The sequence below is a fragment of the Pseudomonas sp. P7759 genome (genome assembly GCF_013386445.1).
GTDB classification, from domain to species: Bacteria; Pseudomonadota; Gammaproteobacteria; order Pseudomonadales; family Pseudomonadaceae; genus Aquipseudomonas; species Aquipseudomonas azotoformans_A.
The window spans coordinates 86,453-102,424 of sequence record NZ_JACART010000026.1 but is presented as its reverse complement, the minus strand read 5'-3'; the positions used below and the strand labels follow the sequence as shown (position 1 = coordinate 102,424).

Annotated in this window: 16 protein-coding genes; 11 read left to right on the top strand and 5 right to left on the bottom strand. The window is 61.2% G+C overall.

Annotated features, from left to right (window positions below; all coding sequences use genetic code 11):
* Positions 1–24: 24 nt before the first annotated feature.
* Positions 25–450: a DUF4398 domain-containing protein gene (locus HX823_RS19995; RefSeq protein ID WP_033902822.1), complete on the bottom strand. Its 426-nt coding sequence runs from the start codon at positions 448–450 to the stop codon at positions 25–27.
* A 273-nt stretch (positions 451–723) separates the two neighbouring features.
* A complete protein-coding gene (locus tag HX823_RS19990; protein ID WP_038849265.1) occupies positions 724–1,068 on the bottom strand; it encodes a hypothetical protein in 345 nt (114 codons plus the stop codon).
* A 185-nt stretch (positions 1,069–1,253) separates the two neighbouring features.
* On the opposite strand from HX823_RS19990, the gene ppc reads away from it, so the two are divergent.
* The 7 genes from ppc to HX823_RS19955 all read left to right on the top strand — a co-directional run bounded on the left by ppc (position 1,254) and on the right by HX823_RS19955 (position 8,453).
* Positions 1,254–3,881 (top strand): phosphoenolpyruvate carboxylase, encoded by a 2,628-nt coding sequence (gene ppc, locus HX823_RS19985; RefSeq protein ID WP_177076255.1) that lies wholly within the window; start codon positions 1,254–1,256, stop codon positions 3,879–3,881.
* Positions 3,882–4,160: 279 nt separating this feature from the next.
* Positions 4,161–4,808 (top strand): adenylate kinase, encoded by a 648-nt coding sequence (gene adk, locus HX823_RS19980; protein WP_177076253.1) that lies wholly within the window; start codon positions 4,161–4,163, stop codon positions 4,806–4,808.
* 90 nt (positions 4,809–4,898) lie between these two features.
* On the top strand, positions 4,899–5,585 hold the full coding sequence (gene tsaB, locus HX823_RS19975) for a tRNA (adenosine(37)-N6)-threonylcarbamoyltransferase complex dimerization subunit type 1 TsaB (protein WP_177076251.1): 687 nt from the start codon (positions 4,899–4,901) through the stop codon (positions 5,583–5,585).
* A 160-nt stretch (positions 5,586–5,745) separates the two neighbouring features.
* Positions 5,746–6,036 (top strand): hypothetical protein, encoded by a 291-nt coding sequence (locus HX823_RS19970; protein ID WP_038849260.1) that lies wholly within the window; start codon positions 5,746–5,748, stop codon positions 6,034–6,036.
* Entirely contained in the window at positions 6,036–6,896 is an 861-nt protein-coding gene (locus HX823_RS19965) for a DUF72 domain-containing protein (RefSeq protein WP_177076249.1), read from the top strand. Before HX823_RS19970 ends, HX823_RS19965 begins: the two co-directional genes overlap by 1 nt.
* A 27-nt stretch (positions 6,897–6,923) precedes the next feature.
* Positions 6,924–7,751 (top strand): oxaloacetate decarboxylase, encoded by an 828-nt coding sequence (locus tag HX823_RS19960; RefSeq protein WP_177076247.1) that lies wholly within the window; start codon positions 6,924–6,926, stop codon positions 7,749–7,751.
* 3 nt (positions 7,752–7,754) lie between these two features.
* Positions 7,755–8,453, top strand: coding sequence for an extensin family protein (locus tag HX823_RS19955; RefSeq protein ID WP_177076245.1), 699 nt, complete (start codon positions 7,755–7,757; stop codon positions 8,451–8,453).
* A 3-nt stretch (positions 8,454–8,456) separates the two neighbouring features.
* Here HX823_RS19955 and HX823_RS19950 read toward each other — a convergent pair whose 3' ends face one another.
* The gene (locus HX823_RS19950; protein WP_038849251.1) at positions 8,457–9,077 is read right to left on the bottom strand and encodes a hypothetical protein; all 621 of its coding nucleotides are present in this window, start codon (positions 9,075–9,077) and stop codon (positions 8,457–8,459) included.
* A gap of 96 nt (positions 9,078–9,173) precedes the next feature.
* On the opposite strand from HX823_RS19950, the gene HX823_RS19945 reads away from it, so the two are divergent.
* Entirely contained in the window at positions 9,174–9,956 is a 783-nt protein-coding gene (locus tag HX823_RS19945) for a class I SAM-dependent methyltransferase (protein ID WP_038849249.1), read from the top strand.
* Here HX823_RS19945 and HX823_RS19940 read toward each other — a convergent pair whose 3' ends face one another.
* Positions 9,957–10,595 carry a TetR/AcrR family transcriptional regulator gene (locus HX823_RS19940; protein WP_177076243.1) on the bottom strand — a complete coding sequence of 213 codons (639 nt, stop codon included), beginning with the start codon at positions 10,593–10,595 and terminating at the stop codon, positions 9,957–9,959. It lies immediately after the preceding gene.
* Between the two features lie 93 nt (positions 10,596–10,688).
* Here HX823_RS19940 and HX823_RS19935 point away from each other — a divergent pair, with 93 nt between their 5' ends.
* The 3 genes from HX823_RS19935 (at position 10,689) to HX823_RS19925 (ending at position 15,213) form a co-directional block, all read left to right on the top strand.
* Positions 10,689–11,789 (top strand): efflux RND transporter periplasmic adaptor subunit, encoded by a 1,101-nt coding sequence (locus HX823_RS19935; RefSeq protein ID WP_177076241.1) that lies wholly within the window; start codon positions 10,689–10,691, stop codon positions 11,787–11,789.
* 6 nt (positions 11,790–11,795) lie between these two features.
* The gene (locus HX823_RS19930; protein WP_177076239.1) at positions 11,796–14,861 is read left to right on the top strand and encodes an efflux RND transporter permease subunit; all 3,066 of its coding nucleotides are present in this window, start codon (positions 11,796–11,798) and stop codon (positions 14,859–14,861) included.
* A 154-nt stretch (positions 14,862–15,015) separates the two neighbouring features.
* Positions 15,016–15,213 carry a hypothetical protein gene (locus HX823_RS19925; protein WP_177076237.1) on the top strand — a complete coding sequence of 66 codons (198 nt, stop codon included), beginning with the start codon at positions 15,016–15,018 and terminating at the stop codon, positions 15,211–15,213.
* A gap of 66 nt (positions 15,214–15,279) precedes the next feature.
* Here HX823_RS19925 and HX823_RS19920 read toward each other — a convergent pair whose 3' ends face one another.
* Positions 15,280–15,969 (bottom strand): DUF4197 domain-containing protein, encoded by a 690-nt coding sequence (locus HX823_RS19920; protein WP_033902808.1) that lies wholly within the window; start codon positions 15,967–15,969, stop codon positions 15,280–15,282.
* Positions 15,970–15,972: the final 3 nt, after the last annotated feature.

Genomic DNA, 15,972 nt, shown 5'->3' with positions numbered 1-15,972 from the left:
TGCGATTGGGTCACAGGAAGCGCCTTACTTCTGCTGGATAGCAGCCGGACGCATGCCTTCCTTACGCAACTCATCAACAGCCTTCTGGGAATCCTTCACAGCCTGTTCAGCCTTGGCGGCCTGGGCCTTGCGCTCTGCGACGCGGGCGTCCCACTCGGCTTGTTCAGCCAGGCGACGGGCTTCGTCGTAGTTCTTGTCGTGCATGGCAATCTCGGCTTGCTTGAGCTTGTCCTGGGCCGACTTCATTTCCACCGCAGCGTACTCAGTACCGCCAGCGCTGACAGCGCTGTTCACCGCAGATTGGGTGACGGCGTACTGCTCGGTCGGAGGATTGCCGGCGCAGCCCGCCAGAACGAAGCTGGTGCCGATTGCCAGCGCGGCCAATTTGAGCCCGCGCAGGTGGTTAAACGAGGATTTGGCAGTGCTGGTCTTCATCGTCTTCAACTCCATTGGATAACTCCTGAAAAACATCAAAATCCATGTCACTGGTCTGCGGCGGCGGGCTTGGCACTGATGCGCAAATTGCCCTTTGAAACGACCGTTCCAAGTGATGGCTTACTGGCTGTGACCGGAGGCTTTTTTCAAAAGTTCAGAGAAGATGGCGATTTGCCTAAAAAAATATCTGACTGATTGGTCAGCGTAAAAAAGTTGGAACTTCTGCGTTGCGCAGCGGTACGCCGGGCCCTTTAGGAGCCCGGAATACAAGGGGTTTGTGGGGTTGGGTCAGTGTTTCGGTTCGTCGCTGCTCGCTGACAAATCATGCAGATAACGGCGCGACAGTGTCAGAAAGCGTGGGGTAGGGCCGACGTCTTCGTACAGGGGATCGCCTTCTTCATCGGTGGCAATGACGTGCTGGCCCTTGATGTAGGGGAAGCTGGCTTCCAGCTCTTCAAGCGCTGCGCCGATCAACTCACCGAGCAGTTCTTCGGGGTGGCGTTTGGGGTACATCTCGGTAATGGCCGCCAGCCGCGCGGCGGACTCCATATCCAAGTGGATGGCGTACTCGGTCTTGGTCAAGCGACCCTTGGCGTTCTCTTCCCAATGCTGGGCCAGTTCTCGAATTTTCATGGCAACCTCAATGGAGCCCGCTTTTAGCCGGCGGTGATGAGTATCCAGTCGCACGCGCGGATAAACACGACGACTTAACCTTGAGACTAGCTGCAACTCACAAGGTTTAAAGTCTTGTCATAAATCGAGGCTGGCGGCACTCTGGCAAACCTGCGCGTCCCGGATTTCTGGCTGGAGATTGGCTGATGAGTGATATCGATGCACGCTTGCGTGAGGATGTTCACCTGCTGGGTGAACTGTTGGGCAACACCATTCGAGAGCAGTACGGCGATGATTTCCTCGACAAGATCGAGCAGATCCGCAAAGGCGCCAAGGCTGACCGGCGCGGTGCCGGCGATGAACTGAGCACCAGCCTCAACCAGTTGCAGGAAAACGAACTGTTGCCGGTGGCCCGTGCCTTCAACCAGTTCCTCAACCTGGCCAACATTGCCGAGCAGTACCAACTGATCCACCGGCGTGATGAGTCGCAGCCGGCACCGTTCGAGTCCCGCGTATTACCCGAATTGCTGGCGCGCTTGCAAAGCGAAGGCCACAGCAACGAATCCCTGGCCCGTCAGTTGGGGCGCCTGGAGATCGAACTGGTCCTCACCGCCCACCCCACCGAAGTGGCGCGCCGCACCCTGATCCAGAAATACGATGCCATCGCCGCGCAATTGGCGGCGCAAGATCACCGCGACCTCACCACGGCTGAGCGCGAGCAGATCCGCCAGCGCCTGCAACGTTTGATCGCCGAGGCCTGGCACACCGAAGAAATCCGCCGCACCCGACCCACGCCCGTGGACGAAGCCAAATGGGGCTTTGCGGTGATCGAGCATTCGCTGTGGCACGCGATCCCCAACTATCTGCGCAAGGCTGACCAGGCGCTGCACGCCGCCACCGGTTTGCGTTTGCCCCTGGAAGCGGCGCCGATCCGCTTTGCGTCGTGGATGGGCGGCGACCGTGACGGCAACCCGAATGTCACGGCGCCGGTCACCCGCGAAGTGCTGCTGCTGGCGCGTTGGATGGCCGCCGACCTGTACTTGCGCGATATCGACCACCTGGCCTCCGAGCTGTCGATGCAGCAAGCCAGCCCGGCGTTGCAGGCCAAGGTCGGTGATAGCGTCGAGCCTTATCGCGCCTTGCTCAAGCAACTGCGCGAACGCCTGCGCGCTACACGGCAATGGGCACATACCGCGTTGAGCAGTAGCACCCCGGCGCCGGCCGAGGTATTGCAGAACAACCGCGACCTGCTGGAGCCGCTGGAGCTGTGCTACCAGTCGTTGCATGAATGCGGCATGGGCGTGATCGCCGATGGCCCGTTGCTCGACTGCCTGCGCCGTGCGGTGACCTTCGGTCTGTTCCTGGTGCGCTTGGATGTGCGTCAGGATTCCAGCCGTCATTCGGCCGCCATGACCGAAATCACCGACTACCTTGGCCTGGGCCGTTACGAGGACTGGAACGAAGAGATGCGCATCAGCTTCCTGATGAAGGAGCTGGCCAACCGTCGACCGCTGCTGCCGGGCTATTTCAAACCGTCGGCGGACACGGCTGAGGTGCTCAATACCTGTAAGGAAGTCGCCGCCGCACCGGCTGCATCCTTGGGCTCTTATGTCATTTCCATGGCCGGTGCTGCGTCCGACGTTTTGGCGGTGCAACTGCTGCTTAAAGAATCGGGCGTGCAGCGGTCGATGCGCGTAGTGCCGCTGTTCGAAACCCTCGCTGACCTGGATAACGCCGGCCCGGTGATCGAGCAACTGTTGCTGTTGCCAGGCTATCGCGCGCGTTTGCAGGGCCCGCAGGAAGTGATGATCGGCTACTCGGACTCGGCCAAGGACGCCGGCACCACCGCCGCCGCGTGGGCGCAGTACCGGGCGCAGGAGCGTCTGGTGGATATCTGCCGCGAGCAACAGGTGGAGCTGCTGTTGTTCCACGGTCGCGGCGGCACCGTCGGCCGTGGCGGCGGCCCGGCTCACGCGGCGATCCTGTCGCAGCCACCGGGTTCGGTGGCCGGGCGGTTCCGCACCACCGAACAGGGCGAGATGATCCGCTTCAAATTCGGCCTGCCGGATATCGCCGAGCAGAACCTCAACCTTTATCTGGCTGCCGTGTTGGAGGCGACGCTGCTGCCACCGCCGCCGCCGGAGCCAGCCTGGCGCCATTTGATGGATGAATTGGCGGCAGACGGTGTCAGCGCTTACCGCGCCGTGGTGCGGGAAAATCCGCAGTTCGTCGAGTATTTCCGCCAATCCACGCCGGAACAGGAGCTGGGTCGCTTGCCCTTGGGCAGTCGCCCGGCCAAGCGTCGCGCAGGCGGCATTGAAAGCCTGCGCGCGATTCCGTGGATCTTTGGCTGGACCCAGACCCGCCTGATGCTGCCGGCCTGGCTTGGCTGGGAGGCAGCGCTGAGCAAGGCCCTGGAGCGCGGCGAAGGCGAGTTGCTGGGGCAGATGCGTGAACAGTGGCCATTCTTCCGTACCCGCATCGACATGCTGGAAATGGTGTTGGCCAAGGCGGATGCCGATATCGCCCGCCTGTATGACGAGCGCTTGGTGCAGCCGGACCTGCTGCCATTGGGTGCGCATCTGCGCGACCTATTGTCGCAGGCGTGCAGTGTGGTGCTTGGCCTGACCGGTCAGTCGCAACTGCTGGCCCATAGCCCGGACACCCTGGAGTTCATCCGCCTGCGCAACACCTACCTTGACCCCTTGCACCTGCTGCAGGCCGAGTTGCTGGCGCGCTCACGCCAGCAGGAAGCGGCGCAGGACAGCCCTCTGGAACAGGCGCTGCTGGTCTCCGTGGCCGGCATTGCCGCGGGTTTACGTAATACCGGTTAAGGTTTTTTGCGTGTTCTCAATGGCTTGCAGATAAACCACGGCGGCTGCCCTGAAAAGGGCAGTCGGCGTTTATGGGGCCGGGTTGCACTCAGGCATACCCTACCTATGACGCATGCCCTGCGCGGGTTCCTGCGACTTTTGGCGGCTTGTGTGGTTAAGGCCTGCTGTGTATCTTGATCAGCCTTTGGCCGTTTGGGCGGCCCGAATTCTATTTTTACGCGATTGGCCCGCCGCGGCGAATCCGAGCGTCATCTCTATAAAAAATTGAGGAGCACATCAATGCGCGTCATTCTGCTGGGAGCTCCCGGGGCCGGTAAAGGTACTCAGGCAAAGTTCATCACTGAAAAGTTCGGCATTCCACAAATCTCCACCGGCGACATGCTGCGTGCGGCCGTCAAGGCTGGCACCGAGCTGGGCCTGATCGCCAAGAGCGTGATGGACAGCGGTGGCCTGGTTTCCGATGAATTGATCATCAACCTGGTCAAGGAACGCATCAGCCAGGAAGACTGCAAGAACGGCTTCCTGTTTGACGGCTTCCCACGCACCATTCCCCAGGCTGAAGCGCTGGTGAAGGCTGGCGTTGAGCTGGATGCCGTGGTTGAAATCGCGGTGGAAGATGAAGAGATCGTCCAGCGCATTGCCGGTCGTCGCGTTCACGAAGCCTCTGGTCGCGTGTACCACACCGTCTACAACCCGCCAAAAGTGGAAGGCAAGGACGATGTAACCGGCGAAGACCTGGTACAGCGTAAAGACGACACTGAAGAAACCGTGCGTCATCGCCTGTCGGTCTACCATTCCCAGACCAAGCCGCTGGTGGACTTCTACCAGAAGCTGTCCGCTGCCCAGGGCAAGCCGAAGTACAGCCACATTCCTGGCGTCGGCTCGGTTGAAGCGATCACGGCCAAAGTGCTGCAAGCACTGAGCTGATCGCTCCACCGGCTTCACGGATAACGGCCCGCTTGCGGGCCGTTGTTGTTTATACTGGCGCACTTTTTTTCGACTTGGACACCCACACTGATGAGTACCCTGCTGGCCCTGGACACCGCGACTGAAGCTTGCTCCGTTGCCCTGCTGCACGATGGCAAGGTGACGAGCCACTACGAGGTGATCCCGCGTCTGCACGCGCAGAAGCTGTTGCCAATGATCAAGCAGCTGCTGGAAGACGCCGGCACTACGCTGGCTGCGGTGGATGCCATCGCCTTCGGCCGTGGCCCGGGTGCGTTTACCGGTGTGCGTATTGCCATTGGTGTGGTGCAGGGGCTGGCGTTTGCGTTGGAGCGCCCGGTATTGCCGGTGTCCAACCTGGCCGTACTGGCCCAGCGCGCCTTGCGTGAACGTGGCGTTCATCAGGTTGCGGCGGCTATCGATGCACGCATGGATGAGGTGTATTGGGGTTGCTACCGCGAAACGGCAGGCGAAATGCGCCTGGTGGGTGTCGAAGCCGTGCAGCCGCCTGAGTCGTCCGTATTGCCGAGTGATGCAAGTGGTGGCTGGTTCGGTGCTGGCACCGGGTGGGGTTATGGTGAGCGCATCGCTGTGCCATTGGTTGGCAGAGACGCGGCGATGTTGCCCCACGCTGAAGATCTATTGGCCTTGGCGCGGTTTGCTTTTGAACGTGGGGAAGCGATTCCAGCGGATCAGGCAGCTCCTGTTTACCTGCGCGATAAAGTGGCGCAGACCAAGGCTGAACGCGGGATTATTTGACGTCAAAAATGATGGCAATTTGGGGCTAAATTCACCAATCGTCAGAATTTGCCCCCCGTTTTAAACCTTTTTCAAATTATGTGTTCTAGTTATCACCAGAGCATTTGCGCACCACGGATGATGCTGCCAAAATGCCATTACTGATAGCGAGTTCGCGCCCATGCGTATTGATGGCTTTTCCTCACAGTCCTACCCAATCAAGCGCAAGCCACGTAAGGCGAACGTTACGGTAGACGAGTCGGTTGAGGATTCGCCGGACTTCATCGAGGTCCAGTCCGACGCGCAGGCCAACACTCAAGCCCGTATCAGCGGTCTTCCCGCCCGTCAGCAAGACATGGTCTTCCCGCGCTCCATGAGCAAAAGCGTCGCCACCGCCCTGGCCAGCTACCTGACCACGGCCGGTTTTGTCGAATGGGATATGGAAGTGCTGGGCCTCGACATCCACATCTGATGCGCCTGCCTTACTACCTCGGTTGTCCGTCCTGGAGCGAAAACGCCTGGCGCGAGTACCTGTACCCCGCCGACGCACGTTCCAGCGATTACCTCGCGCTCTATTCCCAGGTCTTCAACGCCGTTGAAGGCAACACCACGTTCTATGCACGACCCTCGGCCGCCACGGTGCAACGCTGGGCTGAAATCATGCCCGACGATTTCCGTTTCACGGCCAAGTTTCCCGGTGATATCAGCCACAGCGGCAACCTGATTGAGCAGCTACCGGCTGCCGAAAGCTTTGTGGGTTTGATGAGCCCTTTGGGTGAACGGGTCTCGCCGCTGTGGTTGCAGCTGCCCGCGACGTTCACACCGCAGCGTCTGGGGGAGTTGGCAGGCTTCATTGATGGCCTTGAGCGGCCAATGGCGGTGGAGGTGCGTCATTCGGAATTCTTCGCCAAAGGCGACGCCGAGCGCATGCTTAACCGCTTGTTACGGGACCGGGGCGTTGAGCGCATCTGCCTGGACCCGCGTGCGTTGTTCAGTTGCACGTCTACATCGGCCGCCGTGCTGCACGCCCAATCGAAAAAGCCCAAGGTGCCGCCACGGCCGGCGGCACTGACGCCGTTTCCCCAAGTGCGTTTTATCGGTCATCCCGAATTGGAAGCCAACGACCCGTTCCTGGTGCCTTGGGTGGAAAAAGTCGCTGGCTGGATTGAAGAAGGCCGCACCCCCTACGTGTTCCTGCACACCTCGGATAATCGCCTCGCCGCCCAGTTGGCCCAGCGTTTCCATGATCAATTGATGACGCGTCTGCCCGGTCTGCCAGCATTGCCTGTATTGGATCGTACCCCCGCCGTGGAGCAACTGGGGTTACTCTAGGGCTCCTTTTCCCGCCAGGAGCCAGACATGGATGCCCAAACCCTTCGCGCCGAAACCTTCAAGGCCTTGCACGAACGTGACCGCGCGTTCGTGATGCCTAACCCGTGGGATGCAGGCTCTGCCGTGATGCTGGCCAGCCTGGGGTTTGAAGCCCTCGCCACCACCAGTGCGGGCTACGCGTTCAGCCTGGCGCGTCCGGATGCAGAAGGCGCGTTGTCCCTGGAAGACACCTTGATCAACGCCGGCATGATTGCCAATGCCACGGCGTTGCCGGTGGCGGCGGACCTGGAAAACGGCTTCAGCGACACTCCCGAAGGCTGCGCCCAGACCATCCTGCGTGCCGCCGCTACGGGTATTGTCGGCGGCTCCATTGAAGACGCCACGGGCATTGCCGCTGACCCGATCTATCCTTTCGACCTGTCCGTCGAGCGTGTAGAAGCCGCGGTGACTGCCGCGCGCAGCCTGCCATTCCCGTTCACCCTGACGGCCCGTGCGGAAAACCTCCTGCATGGTCGCCTGGATTTGCCCGACACCATCCGCCGCCTGCAAGCCTACGCCGAAGCCGGTGCCGACGTGCTGTATGCGCCGGCCTTGCGCACTGCTGAGGAAGTGCTGGCGGTGGTCAAGGCGGTGGCGCCCAAACCGGTGAACGTGTTGATGTCCGGCGGCTTGAACCTCAGCGTCGCGCAACTCAGCGCGATGGGTGTGCGGCGGATCAGCGTCGGCTCGGCCCTGGCGTTGGCTGCCTATGGCGAGTTCTATCGTGCGGCCCAGGAAGTGTACGAACTGGGCACGTTTACCTTTACCGAACGCAAGATGCCATTTAGCCAGGCCAACCAGTTCTTCAAGGGCTAAGGGATGCGCTTTTTCAAAGTGATGGGCGTGCTGCTGATCCTGGCGGGCGGCTTTGCCGTTGGCGTCTGGCGTGGCTGGGTGCCGCTGCCGGCCGATTGGAACCCGTGGGCCCCGCTGGATGTGCGCGCCAGCCCGAACTTGTTGACCCGCTACAAGCTGGGGCGCCTGCAGGATGACCCGGCGTTGTGCGACCAAGTGCTGGAGACCTCGGGCCTGCGCGTCAGCCATCAAGCCGATACACCCGTCGATGCCGCGTGTCCGCTGCGCAATACCTTGCGCGTTCAGGGGGCCGCGGTTGGGCTGAGCAGCAGTTTTCTCGCCAGTTGCTCGCTGGCGGTGGCGTTCGCCCTGTTCGAGCGCCATAGCCTCCAGCCGGCGGCCCAGGCGGTGTTTGGCCAAGCGGTGACGCGGGTCGATCATCTGGGCAGCTTTGCCTGCCGTAATATGTATAACCGCGCCGAAGGGCGACTCAGCCAGCATGCGTCCGCCAATGCCCTGGACATCGCCGGTTTTCGCCTGGCGGACGGGCGCAGTATCAGCGTGCTCAAGGATTGGCCGGGGGAGGGCGACAAGGCGCGGTTCCTGCGTCAGGTCCGCGACAGTGCCTGCGATGATTTCAACGTGGTGCTGAGCCCGGACTACAACGCCGCGCACCGCAACCATTTCCATCTGGACATGGGGCGTTGGTGGGTGTGTCGCTGAGTATCAGGCGGCCAGGCGCAGGTTCTGGGTGACCAGCGGGCGCGCCCAGTAGTAGTCGAAGTCGAGCGCTTTTTGCTGCGCGACCAGCTCTTCGGTCGGGTACGGCGTGGCGGCTGGCGGCAGCAGGTCCAGTTCGAATTCGGCGATGGGCAGGTGCAGTGGGCGTGGCTCCGGCGCCGGGCCTGGCTCCGGCAGCGGCTCGCCAGCGGTGAGCACAATCGGGCGCACCCAACCGCTTTCGAAGTTCTGCTGGCGCTGCTGGGCGACGATTTCCTCTTCCGGGAACGGCGTGGCAGCCGGTGGCAGCAGCTCGGTTTCGAACTCGGCGATCGGCAGGAACAGCGGTTCTGGTGGGGCAATTTCGGTGTCTTTCACGTCGCACTCACGCTGGGTGAGGATCTGCGACAACAGGTCGGCGCCGGCGCTGGGTTCTACCGCTGGGTCCGCCGGTGCCTGCGCCTGCACAGACAGCGCGTCCGGCGTGTCGCCGAGCTGCTCGGCCAACGCGCGGGCGAAGAAGTCCTGCCACACATGACTCACCCCGGCCAGCGCTTGGGTATTGCGCAGGCCGTAGTGGTTGTGGGTCGGCAGTACACCGATGGTTAGGGGAAGAATGTCTGACATTTTTCTCGGTCGACGCTCAGCTCTGGCAAAATACCTGACTGTTGTTTTTATCGGCCGCTGTTTGCCGATCCTTAATATTTTTGAGCGTAGCGATTGATGAGCGAACAACCAGCGGCCAGCCGCATCCAGGTCGAGGCCTTGGGCGAAGCGTTCCAGGGCCGTGCCGAGCAGTGGGCGTCACTGCTGGGGTTGCCAATGCACTTGGCGGATGCGGACTTTTCCCTGCAGGTGGGCGAGCACGGCCTACAGCTGCAACAGCTCGGGCCTGACGCGCCGGGGCCGGTGCGCGTGGACTTTGTCGAAGGCGGCGCGGCACATCGGCGCCTGTACGGTGGTGGCAGCGGGCAAATGATCGCCAAGGCGGTGGGCATCGCCCAAGGCGTTCGCCCCCGGGTGCTGGATGCCACGGCCGGCCTGGGCAAGGACGCCTTCGTGCTGGCCAGCCTGGGCTGCGAGATGAGCCTGATCGAGCGCCAGCCGCTGATCGGCGCCTTGCTTGAAGATGGTCTGGCGCGTGGCGCGGATGATTTTGAGGTGGCGCCGATCGTGGCGCGCATGAAATTGCTCAAGGGCAACTCCATCGACGTGATGCGCAACTGGGAAGGCGAGCCGCCCCAGGTGATCTACCTCGACCCGATGTTTCCACACCGTGAGAAAACAGCCTTGGTGAAGAAGGAAATGCGCCTGTTCCGGCCACTGGTGGGGGATGATCCAGACGCACCGGCGCTGTTGGCCGCCGCCCTGGCCCTGGCCAGCCACCGTGTGGTAGTCAAGCGCCCGCGCAAGGCGCCATGCATTGAAGGGCCCAAGCCGAGTCATGCGCTGGATGGCAAATCCAGTCGCTATGACATCTACCCAAAGAAGGCGCTCAAGCCTTGATCATGAAGGCCTGTAGGCCCGCATAAACAACCCCACCACCTCCTGTACATGGGCTTCGGCGGCTTCTTCACTCAGTTGCCCGCCGCAGCCATACAGCAAGCAGAAATTCGCCGTGCCCTTGAGCAGGCAGAAGAAATGTTCGGCCGCCGTAAAGGGCTTGTCGATGCTCAGTGCGCCGCTCTGGTCGATCTTGCCGAGCAGGCGCTCCATGCCTTGCAACATGCGCATGGGACCGGCCTCGAAGAAGATCTGCGAGAGTTTCACGTCCTGATTGCCGGTGGTCATCATCAGGCGATGCAGGTTGACCGATTCCTCGCTGTTGATCAGGCGATGGAACCCCCGCGCGATATTCAGCAACACAGTCTCCACGGGCATATCCGCAGGTAACTCGAAGTACATCACCGGCAGCTGTTCTTCGCACTTGGCCACCACCGCGGCGGTGAACAGGGTCTCTTTATCGGTGAAGTGGCTGTACACGGTCAGTTTCGACACGCCGGCCTCAAGGGCCACGGCATCCATGCTAGTACTGGCGTAGCCATTGCTCAAAAACAGGGTTTTCGCTGCTTCGAGGATTGCCTGGCGTTTTGCCATGTCCTTGGGGCGCCCAGGGCTATTGGTGTTTACGGGATTGTCTGACATTTTCACCTTTAATACTGGACTGGTGAGTTTGGTATTAATAACATACCCGCCAGTATAATTATTCTTAGCTCCATTTGCGAAAGGTCCTACAGCATGCGCAGTACTTTCCTGCCATTTGCGTTGCCTGTCAGTCTGGTCTTCCTGTTGGCCGGATGCGGCCATGAAGAAGCGACCCAGACCACCCTCCGTCCGGCCATGGTGGTGCAGCCACAGCCTTCTGCACAGTCGATGGACAGCTACCCCGGTGAAGTCCGCGCCCGTTATGAGCCAGACCTGGCCTTTCGCATCGGTGGCAAAGTCAGCAAGCGCTTGGTGGAAGAGGGCGAGCGGGTCAAGGCCAATCAGGCGCTGGCCGAACTCGACCCTCAGGACGTGCGCCTGCAATTGGAAGCCACCCGCGCCCAAGTTGCGGCTGCCCAGGCCAACCTTAGCCTGGTGCGCGCCGAGCGTGACCGCTACAAGACCCTGATGGACCGTCAGATGGTCAGCCGTTCCCAGTACGACAATTCCGAAAATCTCTATCGATCCGGTGAGGCCCGTCTCAAGCAGATCAAGGCCGAGTTTGACGTGGCCAGCAACCAGGCCGGCTATGCGGTGCTGCGTGCGCCGCAGGACGGGGTGGTAGCCAAGCGTGCGGTGGAAGTCGGCCAGGTGGTGTCCGCCGGCCAGACCGTGTTCACCCTGGCTACCGATGGCGAGCGCGAAGTGCTGATCAGCCTGCCGGAGCAGGGTTTTGGTCGTTTCAAGATCGGCCAGCCCGTATCGGTCGAGCTGTGGAGCCAGCCCGACCAGCGCTTCAGCGGTCGCATTCGTGAGCTGTCGCCGGCCGCCGATCCAAGGTCGCGTACGTTCGCTGCCCGTGTGGCGTTCACCGGCGGCAAGGTCCCGGCCGAACTGGGCCAGAGCGCTCGCGTGTTCATACAGGTCGACGGCGATATTCCTCTCTCGGTCCCTTTGTCGGCCCTTAGCGCGGAGAACGGTGCGTCCTACGTGTGGCGTGTACAGCCAGACAACACCCTCAAGCGCACACCCGTGCGCATCGGTGCCTTCGGTGAAAAAACCGTGCCGGTACTGGAAGGTTTGAGCCCTACGGATTGGGTCATTGCTGCGGGTGTGCATGTGCTCCATGAGGGCCAGCAAGTGCGCCCGGTGGATCGCTCCAACCGTGTGGTGAATCTGGCGGCCAAGGAGTAGTCCCCGATGGGTTTCAATCTTTCCGAATGGGCGTTGCGTAATCGTCAGATCGTCCTGTTCCTGATGATTCTGCTGGCAGTGGTTGGCACTTTGTCCTACTCCAAACTGGGACAAAGTGAAGACCCACCGTTCACCTTCAAGGCTATGGTGATCAAGACCAACTGGCCTGGCGCCACGGCCCAGGAAGTCTCGCGGCAAGTCACCGAGCGTATCGAGAAAAAACTCATGGAAACCGGTGAGTACGAGCGCATCGTCTCGTTCTCGCGTCCCGGTGAATCTCAGGTCACCTTTATCGCCCGTGACTCCATGCATTCGGCGCAGATTCCTGAGCTGTGGTATCAGGTGCGCAAGAAGATCAGCGATATCCGCCAGACCTTGCCGCCGGATATCCAGGGGCCGTTCTTCAACGATGAATTCGGCACCACCTTCGGCAATATCTACGCCCTGACCGGCGACGGCTTTGATTACGCCGTGCTCAAGGACTACGCCGACCGTATCCAGATTCAGCTGCAGCGCGTGGCGGATGTGGGCAAGGTCGAGCTGCTGGGCCTGCAAGACGAGAAGATCTGGATCGAACTGTCCAACCTCAAGCTGGCCACCCTCGGCTTACCGCTAGCGGCAGTGCAGCAGGCGTTGCAGGAACAGAACGCCGTCTCCACCGCCGGGTTCTTCGAAACCCCGAGCGAACGCGTGCAGCTGCGGGTGTCGGGCAACTTCAAGACCGTGGAAGAGATCCGCAACTTCCCGATTCGCGTAGGTGATCGAACCTTTCGCATCGGCGACGTGGCCGACATCCACCGTGGCTTCAATGACCCACCGGCACCGCGCATGCGCTACATGGGTGAAGACGCGATCGGCCTGGCCGTGGCCATGCGCGACGGCGGCGACATCCTGGTATTGGGCAAAGCCCTGGAAGGCGAATTCGCACGCCTGCAGAAGAACCTTCCGGCCGGCATGGAGCTGCGCAAGGTGTCGGACCAACCGGCCGCGGTGAAAACCAGCGTCGGCGAATTCGTGCAGGTATTGGCCGAAGCGCTGGCCATCGTGCTGCTGGTGAGTTTCTTCTCCCTCGGCGTGCGTACCGGCATGGTGGTGGCCCTGGCGATTCCGCTGGTGTTGGCGATGACGTTTGCCACCATGTATTACCTTGGTATCGGCTTGCACAAGATTTCCCTCGGCGCATTAGTGCTGGCGTTGGGTTTGCTGGTGGACGACGCGATCATTGCCGTGGAAATGATGGCGATCAAGATGGAACAGGGCTACGACCGGCTCAAGGCCGCGAGCTTTGCCTGGACCAGCACCGCGTTCCCGATGCTCACCGGTACGCTGATCACCGCAGCGGGCTTCCTGCCCATTGCCACCGCGCAATCGAGTACCGGCGAATACACCCGTTCGATCTTCCAGGTGGTGACCATTGCGTTGCTCGCCTCCTGGGTGGCTGCCGTGGTGTTTGTGCCGTACCTGGGGGAAAAACTCCTGCCGGACCTGGCGAAGATTCATGCCGCCAAGCACGGCACCGATGGACCGGATCCCTACGGCACACCTTTCTATCAACGTGTAAGACGCCTGGTGGAGTGGTGCGTGCGTCGGCGCAAAACTGTGATCGTCCTGACCCTGCTGCTGTTTATCGGCTCGGTGGCACTGTTCCGTTTTGTGCCGCAGCAGTTCTTCCCGGCTTCGGGCCGTCTGGAGCTGATGGTCGATCTGAAGCTGGCCGAAGGGGCTTCCCTGAGCAACACCGCCGACCAGGTCAAGCGCCTGGAAGCCTTGCTCAAGGAACACGCGGGCATCGACAATTATGTGGCTTACGTCGGCACCGGTTCGCCGCGTTTCTACTTGCCGCTGGATCAACAACTGCCAGCCGCCAGCTTTGCCCAGTTTGTTGTGCTGGCCAAAACCATCGAGGAGCGCGAAAGCCTGCGTACCTGGCTGATCGAAACCCTCAACGAGCAATTCCCAGACCTGCGCTCACGGGTCACGCGCCTTGAAAACGGCCCGCCCGTGGGCTACCCAGTGCAGTTCCGTGTGACCGGCGAACATATTGAAGAAGTCCGCGCCCTGGCTCGGAAAGTCGCGGCAAAGGTTCGCGAAAACTCCCACGTGGTCAATGTGCACCTGGACTGGGAAGAACCGAGCAAGATCGTCTACCTCAATATCGATCAGGACCGCGCCCGTGCCCTCGGCGTGAGCACGGCCAATCTGTCGAAATTCCTGCAGAGTTCTTTGACCGGTTCCAGCGTCAGCCAATACCGCGAGGACAACGAGTTGATCGAGATCCTCCTGCGCGGCACCGTGCATGAACGCACCGAGCTGTCGTTGCTGCCTAGCCTGGCGGTGCCGACCGACAACGGTAAAAGCGTCGCGCTGTCGCAGATTGCCACCCTCGAATACGGTTTCGAGGAAGGCATCATCTGGCACCGCAATCGCCTACCCACGGTGACCGTGCGCGCTGACATCTATGGCAAGGAACAGCCGGCGACGCTGGTCCAGCAGATTCTGCCGACCCTTGAAGGCGTACGTGCCGAACTGCCGGATGGCTACCTGCTGGACGTTGGCGGCACAGTCGAGGACTCGGCCCGTGGCCAGAACTCGGTCAAGGCCGGCGTGCCGCTGTTTATCGTGGTGGTGCTTACCTTGTTGATGCTGCAACTGCGCAGTTTCTCACGCACCGCCATGGTGTTCCTGACAGCGCCGCTGGGGCTGATCGGTGTGACGCTGTTCCTGCTGGTATTCCGCCAGCCGTTCGGCTTTGTGGCCATGCTGGGGACTATCGCGCTGTCCGGGATGATCATGCGTAACTCGGTGATCCTGGTGGATCAGATCGAACAGGACATCAAGGCAGGCCTGGCGCCCTGGCAAGCAATCATCGAGGCGACCGTCCGACGTTTCCGCCCGATTGTGCTGACAGCCCTGGCGGCGGTGCTGGCCATGATTCCGCTGTCACGCAGTGTGTTCTTCGGACCTATGGCCGTGGCGATCATGGGCGGATTAATTGTGGCGACGGCGCTGACACTGTTGTTTTTGCCGGCCTTGTACGCAGCCTGGTTCCGAGTCAAGCCACCGGCCGTGTAAAGAGTTGTCGTAGGGGATTTCACAAAGAAGCTACGGAGGCGGGAACGCTTCCAAGGCGGGGGCCACTCATTGATTACCTGATTGCCAGGTCTTCCGCCGGTAGGGCTTCACCCCTGCCGGTGGGAGCTTAAATCTGATGATTCAAGGAGTGCTCATGAAAATTGATATCAATGTCAGCTCTTCCCGGTCCGCGTGCAACAGCAACCCCTGCGGACCCAGCAAGCCTCAACCGGCCAAGCCTGACCCTTGCAGGGACTCTTGCAAGCCCGGCAAGAACCTGGCCATCGGCTTCGGTGTCATGCCTCTGGGCATGATCGCATTTGGTGGTTTTGGCCTAGGAAAGTTCTTCTGATCGTAGAAGAACCGCTTGAAGCCGGGCAGGTGAGCCCCCCACACCTGCCTGGGTTCGTTCCCGGTTTTACAGCGCGCCGAAGACTTTCTTCGCCAGGCTGGTCGCGGCGGCCGCAGGGTTCTCGCGAATGGTTTCTTCCTGCTTGGCAATCATCTTGAACAACCCGTCCAGCGCCTGTTCGGTCACGTAGTTCTCGACGTTGGCGCTCTTGGCATCCACTGCACCAAAGGCCGCGGCTTTGCCGGCCAGGGCGTTGTATTGCTGGGCGACGCCGACCTTGTCGGTTGCGGCCTTGACGATCGGCAGGAACTTAGCGCGGATCTGTTCGCGGCTGCTTTTGTTCAGGTACTGGGTGGCCGAGTCCTGGCCACCGCTGAGGATGCCCTTGGCGTCTGTCACGCTCATGTTTTTTACCGCGTTGACCAAGATCGGCTGGGCCTGGGTCACGGCGGTTTCGGCGGCCTTGTTCATGCTGGTTTCCAGCTGGGTCACCTGGTCGCCCATGCCGAACATTTTCAGTTTGTCGGCAACTTTGCCCAACTTGCCAGGCAGCCCGATCTTCACTTCCGGGTTGTTGCTGAAACCCCCGGGCACGCCCAGTTGCTTCACGGCGATCTGCGCGCCTTGGGTCAGTGCGTCCTTGAGGCCGCCGCTGGCGTCGCCCTGGGACAGGCTGCTCAAGTCCAGGGCCATGGCGTTGGCGCCGAACAGCAGGCCGGCACACAGGGCAGTAAGACGAAGGGAGTTACGGAGCATGGG

Coding starts and splice junctions, on each gene's coding strand:
- HX823_RS19995 (WP_033902822.1), bottom strand. CDS start 450: ATGGAGTTGAAGACGATGAAGACCAGCACTGCCAAATCCTCGTTTAAC.
- HX823_RS19990 (WP_038849265.1), bottom strand. CDS start 1,068: ATGAAAATTCGAGAACTGGCCCAGCATTGGGAAGAGAACGCCAAGGGT.
- ppc (WP_177076255.1), top strand. CDS start 1,254: ATGAGTGATATCGATGCACGCTTGCGTGAGGATGTTCACCTGCTGGGT.
- adk (WP_177076253.1), top strand. CDS start 4,161: ATGCGCGTCATTCTGCTGGGAGCTCCCGGGGCCGGTAAAGGTACTCAG.
- tsaB (WP_177076251.1), top strand. CDS start 4,899: ATGAGTACCCTGCTGGCCCTGGACACCGCGACTGAAGCTTGCTCCGTT.
- HX823_RS19970 (WP_038849260.1), top strand. CDS start 5,746: ATGCGTATTGATGGCTTTTCCTCACAGTCCTACCCAATCAAGCGCAAG.
- HX823_RS19965 (WP_177076249.1), top strand. CDS start 6,036: ATGCGCCTGCCTTACTACCTCGGTTGTCCGTCCTGGAGCGAAAACGCC.
- HX823_RS19960 (WP_177076247.1), top strand. CDS start 6,924: ATGGATGCCCAAACCCTTCGCGCCGAAACCTTCAAGGCCTTGCACGAA.
- HX823_RS19955 (WP_177076245.1), top strand. CDS start 7,755: ATGCGCTTTTTCAAAGTGATGGGCGTGCTGCTGATCCTGGCGGGCGGC.
- HX823_RS19950 (WP_038849251.1), bottom strand. CDS start 9,077: ATGTCAGACATTCTTCCCCTAACCATCGGTGTACTGCCGACCCACAAC.
- HX823_RS19945 (WP_038849249.1), top strand. CDS start 9,174: ATGAGCGAACAACCAGCGGCCAGCCGCATCCAGGTCGAGGCCTTGGGC.
- HX823_RS19940 (WP_177076243.1), bottom strand. CDS start 10,595: ATGTCAGACAATCCCGTAAACACCAATAGCCCTGGGCGCCCCAAGGAC.
- HX823_RS19935 (WP_177076241.1), top strand. CDS start 10,689: ATGCGCAGTACTTTCCTGCCATTTGCGTTGCCTGTCAGTCTGGTCTTC.
- HX823_RS19930 (WP_177076239.1), top strand. CDS start 11,796: ATGGGTTTCAATCTTTCCGAATGGGCGTTGCGTAATCGTCAGATCGTC.
- HX823_RS19925 (WP_177076237.1), top strand. CDS start 15,016: ATGAAAATTGATATCAATGTCAGCTCTTCCCGGTCCGCGTGCAACAGC.
- HX823_RS19920 (WP_033902808.1), bottom strand. CDS start 15,969: ATGCTCCGTAACTCCCTTCGTCTTACTGCCCTGTGTGCCGGCCTGCTG.